The sequence below is a fragment of the Shewanella sp. VK101 genome (genome assembly GCF_056497865.1).
The window spans coordinates 349,280-366,245 of record NZ_CM151402.1; the positions used below are offsets into that span (position 1 = coordinate 349,280).

At 54.0% G+C, this 16,966-nt stretch carries 17 protein-coding genes; 4 read left to right on the forward strand and 13 right to left on the reverse strand.

What is annotated here, in order from left to right:
* Position 1: 1 nt before the first annotated feature.
* The 8 genes from ACSHSR_RS01660 to ACSHSR_RS01695 all read right to left on the reverse strand — a co-directional run bounded on the left by ACSHSR_RS01660 (position 2) and on the right by ACSHSR_RS01695 (position 8,261).
* Complete coding sequence (locus ACSHSR_RS01660) at positions 2 to 1,060, reverse strand: porin (protein ID WP_208155549.1); 1,059 nt, start codon at positions 1,058 to 1,060, stop codon at positions 2 to 4.
* 103 nt (positions 1,061 to 1,163) lie between these two features.
* Complete coding sequence (locus ACSHSR_RS01665) at positions 1,164 to 2,129, reverse strand: formate dehydrogenase subunit gamma (protein WP_044733495.1); 966 nt, start codon at positions 2,127 to 2,129, stop codon at positions 1,164 to 1,166.
* Between the two features lie 18 nt (positions 2,130 to 2,147).
* Complete coding sequence (locus ACSHSR_RS01670; protein WP_208184366.1) at positions 2,148 to 2,771, reverse strand: TorD/DmsD family molecular chaperone; 624 nt, start codon at positions 2,769 to 2,771, stop codon at positions 2,148 to 2,150.
* Positions 2,768 to 3,316, reverse strand: coding sequence for a 4Fe-4S dicluster domain-containing protein (locus tag ACSHSR_RS01675; RefSeq protein ID WP_107111687.1), 549 nt, complete (start codon positions 3,314 to 3,316; stop codon positions 2,768 to 2,770). The genes ACSHSR_RS01670 and ACSHSR_RS01675 overlap by 4 nt, the downstream gene beginning before the upstream one ends.
* Positions 3,317 to 3,327: 11 nt before the next feature.
* Positions 3,328 to 5,529 carry a molybdopterin-dependent oxidoreductase gene (locus ACSHSR_RS01680; protein ID WP_208184367.1) on the reverse strand — a complete coding sequence of 734 codons (2,202 nt, stop codon included), beginning with the start codon at positions 5,527 to 5,529 and terminating at the stop codon, positions 3,328 to 3,330.
* Positions 5,530 to 5,646: 117 nt separating this feature from the next.
* Positions 5,647 to 7,089, reverse strand: a complete 1,443-nt coding sequence (locus ACSHSR_RS01685) for a disulfide bond formation protein B (RefSeq protein ID WP_208161823.1) — start codon at positions 7,087 to 7,089, stop codon at positions 5,647 to 5,649.
* 9 nt (positions 7,090 to 7,098) lie between these two features.
* Positions 7,099 to 7,266, reverse strand: a complete 168-nt coding sequence (locus tag ACSHSR_RS01690; RefSeq protein WP_164489371.1) for a hypothetical protein — start codon at positions 7,264 to 7,266, stop codon at positions 7,099 to 7,101.
* A gap of 32 nt (positions 7,267 to 7,298) precedes the next feature.
* Complete coding sequence (locus ACSHSR_RS01695) at positions 7,299 to 8,261, reverse strand: LysR family transcriptional regulator (protein WP_025011927.1); 963 nt, start codon at positions 8,259 to 8,261, stop codon at positions 7,299 to 7,301.
* Between the two features lie 336 nt (positions 8,262 to 8,597).
* On the opposite strand from ACSHSR_RS01695, the gene ACSHSR_RS01700 reads away from it, so the two are divergent.
* A complete protein-coding gene (locus tag ACSHSR_RS01700) occupies positions 8,598 to 9,167 on the forward strand; it encodes a hypothetical protein (protein ID WP_479631188.1) in 570 nt (189 codons plus the stop codon).
* 49 nt (positions 9,168 to 9,216) lie between these two features.
* Here the strand turns inward: ACSHSR_RS01700 and ACSHSR_RS01705 are convergent, their stop codons facing one another.
* The 5 genes from ACSHSR_RS01705 to ACSHSR_RS01725 all read right to left on the reverse strand — a co-directional run bounded on the left by ACSHSR_RS01705 (position 9,217) and on the right by ACSHSR_RS01725 (position 13,911).
* Complete coding sequence (locus tag ACSHSR_RS01705; protein WP_028780964.1) at positions 9,217 to 9,795, reverse strand: lipid-binding SYLF domain-containing protein; 579 nt, start codon at positions 9,793 to 9,795, stop codon at positions 9,217 to 9,219.
* Between the two features lie 186 nt (positions 9,796 to 9,981).
* A complete protein-coding gene (locus ACSHSR_RS01710; RefSeq protein WP_109247738.1) occupies positions 9,982 to 12,042 on the reverse strand; it encodes a S9 family peptidase in 2,061 nt (686 codons plus the stop codon).
* A gap of 68 nt (positions 12,043 to 12,110) precedes the next feature.
* A complete protein-coding gene (locus ACSHSR_RS01715) occupies positions 12,111 to 12,968 on the reverse strand; it encodes a hypothetical protein (protein WP_109247737.1) in 858 nt (285 codons plus the stop codon).
* Positions 12,969 to 13,025: 57 nt separating this feature from the next.
* The gene (locus ACSHSR_RS01720) at positions 13,026 to 13,412 is read right to left on the reverse strand and encodes a nitrous oxide-stimulated promoter family protein (RefSeq protein WP_025011925.1); all 387 of its coding nucleotides are present in this window, start codon (positions 13,410 to 13,412) and stop codon (positions 13,026 to 13,028) included.
* Between the two features lie 139 nt (positions 13,413 to 13,551).
* A complete protein-coding gene (locus ACSHSR_RS01725; protein WP_025011924.1) occupies positions 13,552 to 13,911 on the reverse strand; it encodes a DsrE/DsrF/TusD sulfur relay family protein in 360 nt (119 codons plus the stop codon).
* A gap of 270 nt (positions 13,912 to 14,181) precedes the next feature.
* Between ACSHSR_RS01725 and ACSHSR_RS01730 the strand changes: the two genes are divergently transcribed.
* From ACSHSR_RS01730 to ACSHSR_RS01740, 3 genes are all read left to right on the forward strand, one after another.
* Entirely contained in the window at positions 14,182 to 15,030 is an 849-nt protein-coding gene (locus ACSHSR_RS01730) for a hypothetical protein (protein ID WP_479631189.1), read from the forward strand.
* 113 nt (positions 15,031 to 15,143) lie between these two features.
* Positions 15,144 to 15,476 (forward strand): hypothetical protein, encoded by a 333-nt coding sequence (locus ACSHSR_RS01735; RefSeq protein ID WP_107353292.1) that lies wholly within the window; start codon positions 15,144 to 15,146, stop codon positions 15,474 to 15,476.
* Between the two features lie 5 nt (positions 15,477 to 15,481).
* On the forward strand, positions 15,482 to 16,954 hold the full coding sequence (locus ACSHSR_RS01740; protein WP_479631190.1) for a protein adenylyltransferase SelO: 1,473 nt from the start codon (positions 15,482 to 15,484) through the stop codon (positions 16,952 to 16,954).
* Positions 16,955 to 16,966 lie beyond the last annotated feature (12 nt).

The following is a 16,966-nucleotide window of genomic DNA, read 5'->3' on the forward strand; positions in this document are numbered from 1 at the left end:
TTCAGAAGCGCCAGTTCAGATCGAAGTCGTAGCGAATGCCTATGGCAATGCTCTTGTCGGTGGCACCTTGTTCGTTGTCTTGCTGCAGGTACTCCAGGTGCAGGCGTACATTGCCGGCGGGGTTCCATTCCAGCGTGGTGTTGAAGCCCTGATAATCCAGGCTGATATCGGGCTCCAGGCCATCATCGAAGCGGAAGTAGCCCAGCTTGAGTTTGTAGTCCTGCCACAGCGGGATGGCCAGCGCGGCGTCCAGGGTGCTGCCGTCCCTGTCTTCGGAGCCTGTCAATTGATAGTCTTTATACTGGTAGGCGAGCGCCAGATAGATGCCGTTGTCGAAGCTGTAGGCCACAGCGGCGGCGCTGGTCTTATCCTTGCCTGTCTTTAGCCCACCCTCGAAATTGTCCTGTTCCAGATAGCTCACCCCCAGATGCAAACCATGCCAGTCAAAGCCCAGACCCGCATTGATGGCATCGGCGCCGCTGTTATCGCCTTCACCATCGAAACGTGCCGAGGCCATCAGGGTAAAGTGTTGCAACTTAAACTGGTACAACGCCAGGTTGTCGGCGAAGAAGGGGCTTTCCTGGTTGTAGGCAAACGGGCTGTTGGCGTTGTTGAATATGTCTGTGTATTCGGCCACCAGGGTGTACTGCACCGGCCGCTGGCGGCCAAAGCTGAGTTGACCATAGGGTGAATCCACCCCGGCAAATGCCAGCCTGGCATCGCCGAAGCTGCCATCACCATTGAGGTTGATTTTCCATTCACCCTGAGCCAGCAAGGCCCAGCCGGGGGCAAATTCGGTGCGGCCCTTGACGCCGATACGGGACAGGGCATCGCCCACATCCCACTCATCTGTGATGTCACTGTCGCTGTAAACCAGGGTCGGGCGCAGTGAACCATAGAGGCTGAAGCTGGTGTTCTCGGCACTGGAGCTGACTTGTTGCTGTTCCAGGCGTTGCAGGCGCTGGTCAATCTGCTGCCAGTCACCGTTGCTGTTATTATCGGCCGCCATTGCTGTCAGCGGCAGGGCACAACTGAGTAAATACAGGGAAGATGTTCGCATCTGTTTGTCCCTCATTTGGGTATAGGGATCCCCGACCCATCAGGGCCGTGGTTGCCATAGGTTTGGAAAACCCTCCCCCGGGAGCAGGAGGAGGGCGCAGGGGTTATTTGCCTTTGGAGAGGCTGTCGTACCAGAGGTTGTGGTGCTGTTTCGCCCAGTTTTCGTCGCACTTGCCACTGAGCATACATTCCATACCGCCTTCAGAGATCACTGTGGCCATATAGATGTGCACTATTGTAAAGGCGCCGAGTACGAAGGCACTGACTAGGTGGAGGATCAATGCCAGATTGGCACCGTCTTTGGTGGCAACCAGGCTTGGGAACATAAGCACCAGACCCGAGCCGACCATCAGGGCGCCGAACAAGGCGAAGCACCAGAACCAGAGTTTTTCACCGGCATTGGCAAAACCGGCATCCGGATGCTTGCCCTTGAAGGGACCGAAGTTCAGATAGCCGCCAACCACTTTGAGCCAGCCGATATCACAGGCTTCCGGCAGTTGCTTACCGGCCCATTTGACCACCATGACCGCCCATCCCAGGATGAAGGGGAAGGCCATCAGGTCATGCAGGGCTACCGAAGTGCCGATAAAGCCGGTCCAGTGGGAGGCGCCCATGTTGGGTTCCAGCCAGAAGCGGCCGGCAACCATGATAAGGCCTGTGATGATTAGCAGCAGGCAGGCGATGGCGCCCACCCAGTGCACCAGCACATCCATGCCACTCCAGCGGTCAACCTTTTTGCCGGAAAAGCCCTGGCTCAGCTTGGCTTTACCATTGATGGCCACGAACAATGCCAGCAGTACTATCATGCCAAAGAAGCTGTAGCTCAGGAGGTCGGCCCACCAGGAGGCCGGCGCCAGAGTATCGAGATACCCTTGATTGACGGGGGGCAACGCGTCCGGGAACTGTGCCTGTTGCGGCATGCCCCTGAGTTCAGGGATATCGCCCTGAATCGCCACTTCCTGTATCGGTTGCCACTGTTGTGGCTCGGGTGTCAGAGTGTCGGCGGCCAGCAGCGGTAAGCTGAATACTAAGGCCACAGCACCTGAGATAAAGGCATTCAAACTTTTCATGTCAAATCCTTAAACATCTTAATGATGCTTTGCAGTCGGAGTCTCGACCCCGGAATTCTTCAGTCTGGAAGTGAGGAGGTCTTCCAGCACCTGGGCATAGCAGCGCCAGAAATCCAGCCGTGCATGTTGGCTGATCCCCTGGGCAAACGCCTGATACCAAGTGCCCAGGTGTTGCTCGAGGAAGACTTGCGCCAACTGCTCCAGCTCATCGGCTGCGGCCGGGTCTTCGTTTTGCTGCTGATGGCGCAGGGCCTCGGCACAAAACAGAAACTCCAGCTCATTGCCTATATAGTCCGCCGGTTCGTTGAAACCTGTATCCGTCACCAGTCCCAGCTGCTGGTAGAAGTCGGCGACCTCCAGAGTGCGATCCGTATGGATCTGCCGGCCGACATCGCGGTAGACAGACTCATAGGGAGGCACCAGTAACTTGGTGGGGCCGATACACATACGGTTGAAGTCACACTCAAGTTCCAGAGGCTCTGATTGCCAATGTTTGGCTTGTTGGAGCAACTCTGGATAGCGCTGCTCCTGTTCCAGCCAATCGATAAGCCGCTTGAGCGATTCAGGGCTTGAGGGGGCAAACAGCATTCCCTTCAAGGCCTGATAGCCGCTGGCGACCGGACCGAGGTCGAGATGTGTCATGGCCGCTCCTTGATGATGACCATATTGGGCTTGGTGATGCAGTCGCCGTAACCTACGCCTTGTTTACTGGCTGAAGGTTTCTGGGCCAACACCTGCTGTACTCTGTCGGTATCCAGACACTTGACCGGACAACCGTCGACACAGGCGGGCTTGAGACCCTGATCGATAAGCTCAATACACATGTTGCACTTGGCGGCTTTGCCATCGGTTTTCAGCATGACTACCGCATCATAAGGGCAGGCACTGACACACAGGCCGCAACCGCTACATTTCTCGCGGTTGAGTACTACCAAACCATCGTCACGCACTGTATAGGCCTGAGCCGGGCACACCATGAGACAGGCCGGGTTGCCGCAATGCATGCAGGAATGGCTGAGCCACACGTCCACCATGCCGTCGTCACGTTTGACTTCGTAGCGGTCTACCTTGCGAAAGCGCACGTCTTCCGGCAGCTCATTGTGGATCTGGCAGGCTATGGTGCAGGCCTGGCAGCCGACACAGTTTTCCTGTCTGAAGACGAATCCGAGTTGATGTTTGTTTTCCATGAGGATCTCCTTCAGGCTTTGGCCAGTGCCACGCGGGTTGAGTGATAGGCCGAGCAGCCGCCCATATCGGTCAATTTGTCTGTGGTCAACGAGTTGGTGCAGCCTTCGGTGCCGTTGGGATTGAGCCTGAGCCAGTTACACTTGGGAGTCATCAGCGAGCCCTCTGGCACACCTGTGGTGACCATGGCCACAAATTTGGCTTCACCTCTGTGGTTGCTGAGTTTGACTGTGTCGTTGTTGGCAATGCCGTATTGCTGGGCATCTTTGGGATTGATCTTGACGTAGTAGGCTGGAATGGCGCGGATATATTTCACGTTGTAGAAGGAGCTGTTAACCCGCTGTGGTACCCCGGAAGATAGCAAGCGGAATGGCAACTCTCGCTCTCTGGGTTCCATCTCATCCTCTGGCAGGCCCCAATCCAGTACCGGATGGAAACCTGCATCGGCCATCAACTGAGAACTGAATTCAATCTTGCCGCTTGGGGTTTCATATTTACCGTCGGCCAATACGGGCTGAGGAATGTCCAGCTTGATGTATTTCTCCTTCATCAGCCGGTCATAGGTTACTCCTTTATAGTACTCGGAGTCGGTATCCAGCAGCTCGCGGATCACATCGTCATTGCTTGCCCGGAAGGCGGGGTCTTCAAAGCCCATTGCCTGGCCCAGCTCGCGGAAGAAGGTCCAGTTACACTTGGTTTCACCCAGAGGTTCAATCACCTTCTGGCACACCTGTACATAGTAGCCGTGGTAGTCGCCGACAATATCATCGGTTTCAAACTGGCTGGCAGCCGGGACTATAATGTCGCAGTACTGCAGAGAGTCTGTCATTACCATGTCGTGGCCGACAACAAACAGGTCTTCGCGCTTCATCCCCTCGAGCACCGCATTGGTATCGGGTGCCACAACCACAGGGTTACCGTTATAGATGATCATCCCGTGGATCGGCTTGCTGGGCTTGTCGTGGCTGGTGGGATTGGTTGGATGCAGCGCCTTGGCCAGCTCTGTCATATTGATCCGCTGGGCATCCGGATTCGGGCGCATATATTTGCCGCTGGCCTGGTACTGATTCAAGCCACCACCGGCATGAACGTTGTCATAGATAAGGCCGTTACCGCGCTTACCGAAATTGCCTGTGACCGCCAGCAGCATGGCGACGGCACGAGACATACGGGCACCGTTGAAGTTGCGCTGGAAGCCATAACCCATACGCAGCATGGTTTTTTCGTTTTCACCCAGTACCTGGGCAAACTCAAACATCTTGGCTCTGGGTACCCCGGTAATGGCTTCGATTTCGTCGTAGCTGATTTCGTCGAGGCGCTTGAGCAACTCGTCGTAGCCCATGGTCTGTTCGGCAATAAATTCATGATTAACCAGATCTTTTTCTACAAGATACTTCATGATACCGGCACACAGTTGTACGTCTGTGCTGGGGCGAGGTTGCAGGTAGATGTCGGCCTGAGAGCACAAAGGTGTGCGCTGTGGGTTGACCGCCAGCAGCTTGGTGCCGCGATCCCTGGCCTGGTTGATGAGCTTGATGGCTATGGTGTTGGAAACGACTTCATCGTGTCCCCAGGTCAGATAGACGTCACTGAGCAGCACATCTTCAGGATCCGGGCCGAGGAAGGTGCCGTAGAGTGACTTGAGGCCGTCGTAGGCGGCGTAGGTACATACCTTACGTTCCAGAATGGAGGAACCGATACGGTTCCAGAAACGCTCGCCGGAGGCCGACATGCCGATGGCACCATAGTTACCCGAATAACTGTAGGGCAGAATTGCTTCCGAACCGTGCTCATTGATGATCTGCTTAAAGCGGCTGGCGATCTTGCTGTAGGCCTGATCCCAGGTGATCCGGCGCCACTTGCCTTCACCCTTCTTGCCCACCCGTTCCATAGGGTGCAGGATACGGTCGGCGGCATAGGTGTATTGCACGTAGCTTTGCCCCTTGAGGCAGGGGGCCTTGCCAGTCTTGGCCTGTTCCTCGGCGCCGGTGACATAAGTCATTCTGCCGTCCTGAACCCGGAACTTGAGCAGACAGCGGGCGGCGCAGTTACGCAGGCAGCTGTGGTACACGACTTTGCCGTTACGCTTGGCCAGCAGCCCTGAATTGGCTCCCGCCTCTTTGGCATTGGCAACACCGGGAGTCAACCCTGACAGGGAGGAAAGCACGGCTGTGGCGCTGGCCCCCTGTAGAAATGTGCGTCTGTTGATTTTCATAGTCATCACTCACCATAATTTGGACCCTGGGTCCGTTATGATTGTTGGCCCAAGGGCCTTTATAGTGCCGGTTTCCCGGCGTTACCCCGGGGGAAACACCCCCAGGGCTAAGGTGCGTTACATTACAAAGGTTTGCAGTTGGTTACGGCCATTCACCAGGCTGACAGTAAGCAGTTGACCATCGCGAACCAGCAAGCCCTGTGGGTTGTTTGTGCCAGGCAGTTTCACACCTGAGTGAACTTCACCTGTGAGCAGGTTGAGTTGCATGGCTTCACTCGCGTCATTGTTGAGCAGCCAGGCTTGCTCGCCATCGACGCTGATACCCGTCAGTTGTGGCAGCGCCTTGCCTTCAAGCCCCTTGAGATTGGCTTCGGCAGACAGTGTCATGTCACCCTTGTCGAAACGGGATACCACCAAGGCATCGCTGAATTCGTTGCGGGTGGTGACAGTGACGTATTGATCCAGCGCTTTGCTGTAACCCAGTGCCAGGCTATAACTGGTCTTGGCTCTGACAGTGCTGAACTGACCACGGGCCGTTTCGCCTATGCCGTCGCTGCTCTGATTGAAGCGGCGATAGTTCATTTCCCAATTTTGCTCAGGATCCACTACCAGTTCGGCCCAGGCCTTGTTGAATCCCATCACCAACAGGCTGTTGGCCGAGGTAAAGCTGACGCCGCTCAAGGTTTCAATGTGCAGCATATACATGCCGTCGATTTGCGCCTGCGTGAGCAGCTTGAACTGACGGTCGAGTATGTAGACCCAGTTGTCTGAAGTGGTCAGGGCGTAGAGCTGGCTTTCAGGCTGGTAGTCGATGGCAGTTACCCGGCCGGAAATCGCTTCCGGCAATGCCGTTTGACTCAGTAGTCTGGCTTCTGGAGCCGAGGTAAACAGTGCAGCCGTCTTGTTCCAACTTTCTATATCCGGGTTGCTGATGGCATAGGCGCCGCGGGCATTCGGGGCATAGGTTGGCCAGTGGTCCAGTTCCCAGCTCATGAACTTGGGATTGAAGGATACGCGGCCTGGACTGTCCTGGCCGACGAAGGGAATCGGGCCGGTTTGGGTGAAGGCCTGTACTATGTTGCCGGCAATCACTACCAGGAATACTCCGCAGGCCAATTTTGGCAGGGTGTCCAGCGGCTGTTTGCCATAGGCGTTGCCGGGAAATTTATTGCCCAGGGTCAGCATCAGCAGAGCAACAACCACAAGGACCACGATAAAGACCAGCAGTGCCCAGGTGTAGGTATGGGCGCCCATGATCTTCAATGAGAAGCCCTGGCCTATGTCGCTGCCGAGGTTGATGGAAGTATGCACGGATGCCATAAAGGCACCATAAATACCCAGCCAAACCAGCGCGGCAATATATTTCGGCTTGAGGCCAAAGCGCACAATATACAGAGCGGTCAGCGCCACCAGAATCATTGCCGTACGTTCTTGCCAGCAAAATGCACAAGGGTTATCCAGGAGAATAAATCCGAAAAAGAAACAGGCAATACCTACGGGTAAGGCCATGATGACAATAGCGGCTAAGGATGCCAACTTGTTGAATATATGCTCTTTCATAACGACTCTTTAGTAATTTCCGACTGGAAGTAAAATGCCCCAGGACATCATGATCCAAATAAAGAAACTCATTCCGATACAACCGAAAAGAAGTTTATCTGCCAGTTTTTCTTTTTCTGGTTTCTTATAAACCAGATAAGCGGCATAGGCCGTAATGCAAAATAGTGTGAACTCCATTGGATACCTCTTGTTTCACTTGTGATTTATCTCTATGTGGCCGCAGCCAAACGCCATTCCCGTTCCAGTCCATAAACGAGTTTTGATTTCACCCAGTTGAATGCCGGGGAATTATTAATATTTCCATAAAGAATGTAATTGCCGACAGTACGATGTTCGCTACGGATTTCTTTTATATTTTCAATCATGTTGTCAGATAATCTTCGATAACTGACCGCCGGCAACATGTCGACAAACTTGCGGGTAAATTGATTGCAGCTGAGGGTTATATTGTCCGACTCGGCAAGGATCTGCATCGCGGTGGCAACACTGTCTGTATAACCGGCGACATCCATCTGCAGGCCGTTGTCACGACACAGATTGACCAGCAAAGGGCAGGTCAGGTCGTTGTAGTTGTCGATTTCCAGCAAGGGATAGTGGGATAGCTGCTCCAATGACATGGATTCGGACAGAATTGGATGATCTTTTCTGGCCAGAATGTAGATATCACCTGTCTCAGAGAAGATTTCATAGTTGAGCCGGGTGTCATCGAAGCCTTCGTAGACCACCACGAAATCGACGCCGCCACCAATGAGCTCATTGCTGCAGTCATGGCTGAGTGTACGGATGTCGAAACGCAAGTTGGGGGCTTCGGGAAGAATATAGTTATCTATGACTTTATGAACCGCATAGACAAACTCATCATAGGCTCTGATAACAAAATGACCGCCGGATTGGCTGGGGGAAAAGACAGAATGTTGCCTCTCAAGCAGTTGATATTGTTCTACCAATAATTTGGCGTGTGGGATTAACTCTTCGGTCTTTTGTGTAGGAATTAATCCATTTGATTTACGGACAAATAAAGAGTCCATAAAAACATCACGTAGCGCATTTAGTGTACGGGTGACGGCACAACTGGATATACCTAATTCGGCTGCGGCCAAGCTTCCTTGACCATGTTTATATACAGCGAGTAAAACTTTTAATTGGTTGTAATTAAGGCTGTCAATTTTCATGTAATCGCTCCCCACACTGCTGAGACATTACTATGAATTCATTGTTGGCCTATTGCCAAGATTAAGATCACATTGAGAAATAGTTAATTATTTGAAACATGAATTGCTTCCTATTTTTAGCTAAGCGAAAAAACCTTATTTCCGCAGACGAAATTAACATAGGGTTATTTTTATTCTCAGGGTGTGAATTTACTCAAGTAATACAGTGAAAGTATTTTCGAGATACTCACTTGTGACTTTGCTACTTGCGCATGGCAAAAACTTGTTATAGGGATTCAGTTTGGTTTCAAACTGCGCCGTTATAGTCGTTCATTTAATGGAGAAGGAACAAGAATAATGAAACGATTGGGACTGATGGCATCCTTGCTGCTGGCAACGACGGTTCAGGGGCAGGAGTTGACTGCTGCCGAGCAGTTTTTTAACCACTTATCCGGTTTGTGTGGCAAGGCCTACAGTGGTGAGTTGATCAAGGGGGGCAGCAGCGGCGATGGTTTTACGGGCCAGCCGCTGGTGATGCATGTGCGCCAATGCTCAAAAATCGAGATCCGTATTCCGCTGCATGTGGGAGAGGACAGATCCCGCACCTGGGTGATCAGCAAGACGGCCGATGGCCTCAGGCTCAAGCATGATCATCGTCATCAGGATGGCAGCGAAGATGCCGTAACCCAGTATGGCGGTGACAGTCGCAGTCCGGGAACCGAGTCCTGGCAGTCATTCCCGGTCGATGAATTTTCAATTGCCAATTTCAAACAACATGGTCTGGTCCAGTCGGTAACCAATGTTTGGCATTTGGGGCTGGAGCAGCAGAATTTCAGTTATCGCCTGACCCGGGAGAAGCGTGATTTTCTGTTGCAGTTCAACTTAAGCAATGAAGTAACGCCACCTCCGGCGCCATGGGGACATTGATAATACTGGCAAATGGGTGAGGCGACTCAGAATCACCTCACCCATGGGCTTATTGCGCTTCGAAGGTAAATGATTGTCCGGCAAGTGCGGCTTCAACCATGAGGCCACCCTTGGCAGCGGTAAACACCGCCATGCCGTTGATATAGGAGGCCTTGGCAGCCTGACTGCCGCCGGATTGGCCGGCTCCGGCCGAGTTGCCTGTAGTACCGGCCTGAGCGTTGGCACCGGCGTTGATGGCTACGGCGGAAGCCTGGGCGCCGAATTCAAAGCTGCCGCTGGTAAAGTCGCGGTAGGCCTGTTCATCCTTAAAGAAAATAATCTCACTGTAGGCCTGACCACCGATTTGAAAACCGATGGAAACTTGAGTCATGCTCGACTCACCGGTATAAACGCCGCCGCGATAGACACGTCCTTTACCATAGGCCGCCCCTATGCCCAGACCTCCCTTGCCGACAGTGGGGAATATGGCGTAACCATAGGCAGAGTCGAAGAATTTATGGGTTTCACTGGCTTGTTTGAAGGTAGCTATGGCACTGCTGTAGCTGTCATTGGCACTGGCCGTCGGGATCAGCAGCAGGCTGCTCGCCAGGGCTAATAAGGCAAACAAGGTACTTGAAATGGCTTTCATGATGAACCTCCAAATTGAGAGTCTTAAGCTCCCCGTCAATGAGAGACTGGGTACCTGTAGGTACTCTTGAGCTTACTTGTCCGGCAGCAAAAATACAGAGGGGGAGACTAAAAAAGCGCCGATAACGGCGCTTTTTGGAGTGAATGTCAGCCAGAGTTCAGTTAACCCATCTCCTATACAGCGCTGCTAAGGAAAGGGTTTGCCGAGAACATAATGTTCAAACCAGGCCTGATCCCAGTCCATCTTGGCTTGTTTGTGCTTGTAGCGGCTCAAACCATGGCCTTCACCCGGGTAAGTAATCAGTTCCACCGGCACATTCAGGTAATGCTTGAGGGCGCGATATAGCCCCTGGGCGTGCCCTAAAGGTACCCTGGCGTCTTTCTCTCCGATATGGATAAGTGTCGGGGTCTTTATTCTGTCTGCATGCGTCAGCGACGAGCCATGGGTATAAGCCTCGGGTTTTTCCCATGGCAAGCCCTGCATAAAGTTGACCACATGTCCGGGCGTATCTTCCAGCATCCATTGCAGGCGTTGATCGAATACCCCGGCCCCTGAACTGGCGGCCTTGAATCTGTCGCTGCTGGCGATAAGCGCATTGGTCAGATAGCCGCCGTTGCTCCAGCCCATGACGGCCAGCTTGTCGGCATCGACCAGGCCCTCGGCAATCAGCTTGTCCACACCGGCCATGATGTCGTTTACCTCAATCTCGTGTTCATGCCCCACCAGATCAGTGAGGAACTTGTCGCCATAACCGGTAGAGCCGCGGTAGTTGGGCGACAACAAGGCCCAGCCGTTGGCGGCGAAAGTGGCACGGCCATAGGATCTGTGTTGCAGTGCAAACGGGGTAGCGGCAGTGGGGCCGCCGTGAATTTGCACAACAAGTGGCAGGGGGCCATCGGCTTTGCGGTAGCCGGGTGGTAATTCCAGTATGCCTTCAACCTGAGTGCCATCGGCGGCTTGCCACTTGACTATGCTCAGTTGTGGCAGCAGCCAGGAATCGGTTTGCGGATTGATATTGGTCAGGCGTTTGGCCGGTGCTTTGCGTTTCTCGGCGTTGGCGATGAACAGATCGTAGAAGTGATCCAGGCCGTTATGGCTGAACGCCAGTTGCTTGCCGTTGTGACTGAAACTGTAGCTGCCGATGACGGTATCATCCTGCAGCAGAGTCCGGGTGTTACCCTGTTCCAGGTCATTGATTTCAGTGCAGTAGAGGCGTACCAGCGCATGATCGGCGCCGCGATAGCAGATCTCTTCGCTGCTAGGACGCCAATGGATGTCGCCGCCGCTGAGTGTCATATCACCCTGGCGTTTAACACTCAAAGGTGCCTGTTCGGGTTTACTGGTATCACTGATAAACAGCCTGCCTGGATGGCCGTCGAAATCGATTCTGAAGGCGAGACGGCGGTTATCCTCGGCCCAACTCAGCCCCAGAAGCCAGCCGTAAGGAGAGGGCGCCTGTTCACGCCAACGCTTGTCGGCCAGAACCTGGTTGCCGGCGTTTTTGATATCGAAGACTTCTACCTGGGACCAACCTTCCAGATTGACCAGCTCGTTGTCTTCTGTGGTGATCCGCGCCAGTTTATTGCCATCATGGCTGACGCTGAACTCCCAAACCACTTTGTCATCATCCAGCAGCAACTGCTTGCGAAAATAGTTCAGATCCAGGCGGTACAGAGGATTGGTATCGCGACTGCCGTGAGCATACTCAGGGCCTTGGTGAGCGGCGCGCATACCGGCCCAGGGATCTTTGTCTGTCAGGGTCTTATGGGTCAGGAAATAGAGCTGGCTGCCATCGTCGCTCAGCTGGTAACTCTTGACGCCACCGGCCTCTTGGGTAACGGGGACGGCTTCACCACCTTGGATAGAGAGACGATAAATTTGCGGTTTGGCGTTAAAGGGCGCCGGCTGCTCGGCATCACCGCGGCTGCTGAGAAAGTAGATATATTGGCCATCCGGGCTCCAGCTGATAGCGCTTTCACTCTCGTTGCTGAAGGTCAGTCGTTTGCTCTGGCGGCTCTTGCTGTCGACCAGCCAGATGTCTTTCTGGGCCTTATCCAGATTTTTGTCCCAGCGCGATTCCAGCCAGGCGGCCATTTTGGCATCCGGGCTGAGCACTACCTGGCCCATGTTGGCTATCTCGAAAAAGTCCTGATTGGTTATTTTATGCTGCCGCTCTGCGGCCAATACCTGGGTTCCCATACCGATAAGGCACAGGGCCAGCAGGCTGTAGCTGTTAGGCAATCCCATCTCTGTTCCTTTGTTTTTGTTATTAAAAGCCGCATTAGATTAACGTAAAGGTCACAGCCTGGGCGATGTTACTTATCTTTTTTTTCGTGCAGTATCTCATTGAGAAAATCCAGCTCTTCCTTATCGAGAGGCTGTTTGGGTACAGAGGCGGCTTGAGCACGGGATTCGCGTCCACGCAGATAGGCGGCGCGGGTGAGCTGATTGAGGCCGTAGATGGCCAGCAGATAGAGGGTCAGCAGCAGTGCCAGTCTCGGGATTGCCTGCGCCACAGCCGAAAACTGATCGCCGAGAAATAGAGTCAAGAGCACGGCAATGTTACGAACCAACCAGTTCAGTATCAGTGCCAGGGTCAATACCAGCAGCCAGTTACTGCGCAGCTGTTGCAATCTGTTGTCCTGCTGAGCCGATGCATGAAAGTGGCGCTTCATCAGCTGCAGCACCAATACCAGGTACAGGGTGGTTTGCAGTAACAGCAACAGTGGCAACAGCAGGGAACCCCAACTCAGGCTGGGCTGGTAGCCCAGTAGAGCCACACCTGTGACCAGGCTGGGATTGAATAGCCACAGCAACACCACCAGAAACATGGCAAGTATGGACGGCAACAGATGCTTGAGCGGCAACCTTGCATCTACAGTCGGCCTGAGTTGTTGCTTCAGGTATTGATACAGTGCCGGCATCAACAGGAAGTACAGCGGCAACAATAACAGAAACAGCAAATGGATAGGCGCCGGGGTATTGTCATTATTGAACAGGCCGGTAAAGAAATAGAGTGCCATCAAGGCAAAGATGCCGGCGAGCAGTCGACGTTGGCTATGGCTGTCCTGATAGACAAAGCGGGCGTAGATGGACAACGCCAGGCAATGCAGGCCTCCAAGCAGCGACAGCCACCAGTAAGCTTGGGTAAAAATGTCGCTGAATGCAGTCATCTGGCCCCCTTAACGACATTCTTATCTCAGCCGCTTGAGGGGTGCAACAAAAAATAGTCAGTTTTTGGCGCACTGCATGCGCTTATGGCGGTTGGAGGCATCCTTCGGGGGCTTGCCCGGTGCGGCTTTGCGCTCGCACCAGAGGTGGCGCAGTGCCAGTATCGGGTGGCTCAACAGCATTCTGGGACCGGCATAACGCATCACCTGACGCATCTGCTCTTTGGGTTCAGGTTTGTAGCAGTGTACCGGGCATTTGTTGCAGGTGGGCTTGCTTTCACCGTAGGGGCAGCGGTCGAGGCGGGTGTGAGCGTACTCCATCAAGGCCTGACAGTCGGGGCAGAGGCTGCCATCTTCAGTTCTGGGGTGATGGTCACGGCAGTAGATCCACACCATGGCAGAAACAGTGCGGAATTCGGTCAGTAGTTTTCCTTGCAGCAGTTCCATAGCCTTACCTTAGTAAATAACTCAACTATGGTCATCTTAGTCCTGAGGTGGGGCAGGGTTCAAAGTCAGTGGCAGGAATTATGAAGGTGCGCACAAAATGAAGCTTTATGCGCACCCAAGGTCAAATGACAAGTTAACCCTAGATATGGATAACCTTGTCGGCTTCCAGGGTCCAGCGGCTCAAATCGCCAAGTGTGCCAATGGCGGCGCCGTCCAGCAGCATGTCGGCCACTACGCCGCGGGCTTCAACACAGGTCTTGCACAGCAGCAAGGGCACACCCTGAGCGGTAAGGATTTCAAACATCTGCTGCAGGTTGTAGCTGAGATCAGGGGTATTCTGACCTTTTACTGCGCCAAAGACAGCGTCTGACATCAGGAATAACTTGAGTTCCACTTCGGTCTGCTCCTGGTCTTTCAGCGCCAGGGCGATACGCAGAGTGTTGAATAATTTTTCTGTGCCATAAGGGCTGGCGTGAGCCACTATCAGTAATTTTTGCATCTGAATCCTTGTTTGCCATTCTTGGGATCAAAACCCTAGGAGTGTACCAGCTTGTATCTGTCGATGGCGCGCCAGGCTTCACAGACTGAGTTTCAATTGCAAAAAGCGCCTAAAAGCGAGCAGAAAAAGCATAAATACTTGATTTATACTAAGACGATACTCTATTAATATCGGTTAAACTCTGTGCAGAGCGGGGTGGCTTTGGCGGATTGCCAATACCACAAAACAGGGCCGCCAGTTGGCCCGGCACTCAAGAAATGGTGGACGAAGATGTTTAAAATCCTGGTCGTAGTACTGTTGGTCGCAGTGGGTATTTTCCTCTATAACCGGGCGCAGCGGCTGGCAAAAGAGGAGCGTGATGAGGCGCTTAAGCTCAAAGACAGAGCTTCGGCCATGCCTCAGGCGCCACAGGCCGAGACGGAAAACGAGACTCAGGAAGAGCACCAGAGTGTCGATCTGGACTTTGCCGAATCGAAAGAGCAAGCCGAACCCAAGCCTCAGCCATCGGCTGAGCAAGCGGTCGCAGAGTCGCCTGAGCTTGAACCTCAAGCGGAAAATATCGCCCCAGAGGTGGAAGTTGGCCGCGCCGAGGTCGAGGCTGTCCTGCCAGAGCCAGAGCCAGAGCCAGAGCCAGAGCCAGAGCCAGAGCCAGAGCCAGAGCCAGAGCCAGAGCCAGAGCCAGAGCCAGAGCCAGAGCCAGTCAAGGCGGCTGCGCCGGATATCAGTTGGGGCAATATTACCCTCAAGCGGGCGATGGAACAGTATCAGGCCTCTGAAGGCGCTATCGAAGCGCATGATGCTTTACTGGCCGTGATAGGTGAATGCTACAAGCAGCGGAAAAACAGCAAGTATCTGCAGTTGGGGCAAGAGTACGATACCGCATATAGCGCCCTGTTTGCCGCCAGTCGGGAGAAAGTACTCAGCAAATCACCCAAGGCCGAGTTCAAGGGCACGGGTTTTATGCAGCTCTCTACCCTGTGCAGCGATGCAGGTCGTTTCGATGCCGCCATAGCTCTTTGCAACAAGGCGATTGAATATGGGCTGGAAGATGGCACAGTTACGGGCTTTGAAGGTCGTATCAAGCGGATAGAAAAGGCCAGAGATAAAGCCTCAGCCTGAGTACAAAAGCCGATTCAATGTGTAGAATCAAGCAAGGAGTGAAGGGCAAAGTGCTTTTTCACTCCTTCCCAAGCGAGCCTGCGGGTTCGCTTTTTTATTGATGGAGAGCCGCAATGAAACCAGCGACTTTATGGGTTGCCCTCACTTCGCTGTTGCTGCTGGCAGCCTGCAGCAAGCAGCCGCAATGGACCCTGTTTTACTATCCGGATACGGATATACAGCAGCCGAATAGAGATAAGTCGGACGTCGAGCCGCAAACGGTCGAGACGTTGGATCGTTACCACGCCATTGCCGGTTATTATCAAACCCTGCAGCAGTGCCAGGACAAGGGCAGAGGCATGCAGCGCCTCAATGAGGGCAAGGGCAGCTTCGAGTGTGGTCACAACTGCCGTCTCGACGACAGGGATATGATAATCTGTGACCAATGGCACAATAACGGCCCCTAAGGGACATGAAATTTAAACAGGATTACTTCACCCGCCTGGCGGGATTTTACCAGCAGGTACTGCCTGCCGGGCTACCTTCGCCCCATTGGTTGGCCTGGAGTGATGATGCGGCGGTGCTTTTGGGCTTGGCTGGCCCCAATGAAACCCTGCTGCAGCAACTCGCCGGCAACCAGAGAATGCCGGGCGCCGAATATTACGCCCAAGTCTACAGTGGACATCAGTTTGGCGGCTACAGCCCCAGGTTGGGCGATGGCCGTTCGATCATTCTCGGTGAGGCGCAGGGGCCTGACGGTGCCTGGGATCTGGCCTTGAAGGGCGCGGGACCCACGCCTTACTCGCGTCACGGTGATGGCCGTGCAGTGATGCGTTCTGCGGTGCGCGAGTTTCTGGTTTCCGAGGCGCTGTATCATTTGGGCGTGCCCACCACCAGGGCACTGGCGGTGATCGGCTCTGAGCTGCCGGTGTGGCGCGAGTCGCTGGAAAAAGGCGCCATTACCGTGCGCCTGGCCCGTAGCCATATACGTTTTGGCCACTTCGAGTATTTCTGTTACAGCGAGAAGGGTCAGGCCGACAAGCTCAAGCAGCTGCTCGATTTCACCCTCAGCCAACATTATCCCCAGCTCAGCCTGGACTATGACGGCTACAAGGCTTGGTTTGCGCTGGTGGTGCGCGATACCGCGCGCATGATAGCCCACTGGCAAGCGGTGGGCTTTGCCCACGGGGTGATGAATACCGACAATATGTCGATTCTCGGTGACAGCTTCGACTTTGGCCCCTTCGCCTTCCTCGATACCTTCAAGGAAGACTTTATCTGTAACCATTCTGATCCCGAGGGACGCTACGCCTTCGGTCAGCAACCCGGCGTCGGCTTGTGGAACCTGCAACGTTTGGCGCAGGCGTTGACGCCAGTGCTGGCTTCCGATGATTTGATAGCCGCGCTCAATAGCTATCAGCATGAGTTAGTGCAGCAATATCTTGGTTTGATGCGCGCCAAGTTGGGGCTGGCACCTTTGGCCGAAGATTTAAGCCTTGATGCCCGGCTGGAGCAGGACAACAAGGACCTGGCGCTTATCGGCGCCTTTACCGGCTTGTTGGAACAAAACGCCTTGGACTACACCCAGAGCCTGCGCCGCTTTGGCGAGCTGGATCCCAAGGCAGAAAACAGCAGTCTGAGGGATGATTTTATCAATCGTCAGGGCTGGGATGATTGGCTGCCCGAGTACCGGTGCCGTATCGATACTCGCCAGGGACTTGAGCAGTGGCAGGCCGAGCGCCGGGCCCACAACCCCAAATATATCTTGCGCAACTATCTGGCTCAGGAAGCGATCATTGCCATCGAAGAGGAGGGCAATACCCAGCCGCTTGAGCAGTTGCACCAGCTCCTCAGACGCCCGTTCGATGAACAGCCTGAGATGCAGGAGTATGCCAAGCGACCTCCGGATTGGGGGCAGGGGTTGATCATGTCCTGCAGTAGTTAAGAAATAGGATTA